Here is a 2,733-nt window from a genome sequence, read left to right on the forward strand (position 1 = left end):
GGCGGGTTTCAGATCGGGAAATCCGGCAGGCGATTGAAAAGGCCATGGTTGATAAGGGGCAGATCATCAATTACGATTTCAAGAGCAAAAAACGGGCAGAACCAAAACCGTCTTTTGACGGGGTAAAGGCCCGGCAGCGGATTATTGACGCGGGAGCCGGTATTACTGAAGCCGATATTTGGAGCGCTTCACCCGTCAAAATTGATTGGGCGCCTGAAGAAGACCCGCTTCACCTGCTCCGCTATCTCTACCAACCAGACGACATGTTATTTATCGGCGAGCGTTATTCACCAGGCATGATCAGCAAAACCATCCGTACAACCGCCGACTGGCAGCAGTATTTTTCTAAAGGCGGTAAGACCTTCCCGCACATCATTCCAAACCCCCTGAGCGGCCTGGAGGGACTTACACAGGATGGAAAGCCGTCTTTCAGAGCTGACAGCTGCGTAAAATCGTTTCGTTTTGCTGTCGTTGAATTTGACGACCTGAATCGAGAAGATCAGCTTGCTTTCTGGGGGACTGTCTGGCTGCCGGTAGTGGCCCTGATCGACAGCGGGAATAAAAGCCTTCATGCTTGGGTGAGGATTGATAATATTCAGACTGCCGACCAATGGACAGCTCAAGTGGAAAACCATCTTTTCCGGCAGATATTGGAACCCCTGGGCGTTGATGGGGCGTGCAGGAATGAAGCCCGGCTGTCACGTTTGCCGGGACATTTACGGGACACCGGCAAAATGCAAAGGTTGATTTTTTTAGCACCAGGAGGACGGAGGGTATCAGGATGAATGAAGCAATAGCAGGAATTAGTATGCAGACGAAATGGGCGGAGATGAGCCCACTGCCTGAACAAGTCCGCAACAGGGACAAGCTGCCGGACAATGCTATATCGTTTGTCCCGGACTGCATGGAGGAATTAGTTGATATTGGCTTGCAGACTACTCAAGCGCATCCGGACAACCTGATTTTAGGGCTTTTATCCTTCATCGTCCCTTTAGCCGGTGGGGCAAGAATTTGTTTATCAAGTGCCGATAAGACGGGGGAAACGGTGAGGCCTTATTTTTTAATTATCGGACCTTCGGGAGTGGGTAAAACTGTCATTGTCACCCGGTTTGTTCCCCCATTATTGTATGATCTTGAAAATGAAATTGCAGATGAAAACGAGATTCAAAAAACCCGGAAACAGGAATTTGAAACCGAATTGAAAAGTTTTGGCCGCTCAAAGGAAGAACAGCCCCGCCGGGTTAATTTGGAAAGTAAGCTTGCAGACATACAATTATCACACAAAACATATCTGGTGGAATCGGCAACAAGTGAGGGATTAGCGCGAGCGTTTGAACATGGCAGCAGTCCGCTTACAATCCTGGATGAGTTTGGCGCCCTTCTTAAACGGGCTGATAGATCAGACCACACCCGAGGGTTTGTAGACATGCTCACCCAAATAGCCGACCGGGGAAGCACAAAAGCCCGCATTACCAAAGGGGACGATCCTCCGGCACTTTTGAAAAACCTATCCTTAAGCATATTGGCCACCACAACCCCAGAAGATTTACAAAAGGAAACGGCTTTGTCCTTATTAAGAGGTGGCCACCTTGCGCGCTATATCATCAGCTATGTAACTGAAGCACGTTCCTTACCTGACAGAGATTATTTGACCATAGCCGAAATGGAGACGTTTAAAAGATGGGGTGTAGCAATCGGGGCAGCGGCACAAACACACGGCGGACGTTTTGAGTTATCATCAGACGCAGAAACGTATTTGCGAGAATACCGAAAAACTATCAGTGAAAACTTTGTCGAGACCGTCAACAGCGGCGGACCTGACGGCGGTACAATCATCCGGCTGATCCGACAGGCAAAAGCTTTTAGTTTATTGCTGCACCTGGCAGGAAATGAAACCCGAGAAAAAGAACAAATCAGTAAAAAAACGATGCAACAAGCTTGTGGCTTAGTGAATTATTACCATGAACGTCATCACCATCGGTTAATGGATTATTTAAGGCATGGCGAAGAACAGGCCCGGCGAATCAATATCAGTGAACGCATTTTGAAATATTTGCGCCAGCATGACGGCAGACAATCACTGCGACAAGTTTATAGATATCTTCATTTGAAAAAGAATACCACCGTGGAAGTGTTAAAATATTTGGAAGCGCAAAACATGGTGCAGTTTGACGACGACGACGATGACAATGATATTGTGTGTTTGTGAGTTCTATAAAGACACGGGACAGGGGACAAATCATGCTTAAAGCTAGGTTTTACAAGGGTTTAGCTGTCCCCAAAAGCACGGGGACAAACCGGGACACTCGGGACAATCTGTCCCCACTGTCCCCAACTGTCCCCACCTTATTTGGGACACGTAGAACCGCATAAAATAAGGGGTTAAAGGTAATTTGTCCCCTGTCCCGCTGTCCCCTACATAAAAAAATACACACGGAGGAATCCCGACATGAAAACAATGATGGATTTTATTACAGCGGTCACCGAGGACCCACCGGAACCACCGACCATGGAAGAATCAGCAATCAATATCAGTAATATCCTGTCCGGCTTGTACCGGCAAAAGTCCCCAAGTGAATGGGAGTGGTTGAAACTTAACCGGCCTGAATGGTGGACGAAGCGGATCAGCCTTGAGAACAAACTTGATGGGCATTTTTTAAATAATAATCTGGCAGCAGGGCAAGAAGTCTTTTACCGGCTACTTGAACATTTGAAGACGGCACCCATTGGCGA

The 2,733-nt window shown here is 47.7% G+C and carries 3 protein-coding genes; all 3 read left to right on the forward strand.

The features are described from left to right. Window positions 1-785: hypothetical protein (locus U9P07_11630; GenBank protein MEA2110057.1), on the forward strand; the 785-nt coding region annotated here is incomplete at its 5' end. Then, window positions 782-2,209 carry a DUF3987 domain-containing protein gene (locus U9P07_11635; protein MEA2110058.1) on the forward strand — a complete coding sequence of 476 codons (1,428 nt, stop codon included), beginning with the start codon at window positions 782-784 and terminating at the stop codon, window positions 2,207-2,209. The genes U9P07_11630 and U9P07_11635, both read left to right, overlap by 4 nt. Window positions 2,210-2,449: 240 nt before the next feature. Continuing rightward, on the forward strand, window positions 2,450-2,733 hold a 284-nt coding region (locus U9P07_11640; protein MEA2110059.1), incomplete at its 3' end, for a hypothetical protein.

It is taken from the genome of Pseudomonadota bacterium (assembly GCA_034660915.1).
In the GTDB taxonomy this organism is placed as follows: Bacteria; Desulfobacterota; Anaeroferrophillalia; order Anaeroferrophillales; family Anaeroferrophillaceae; genus DQWO01.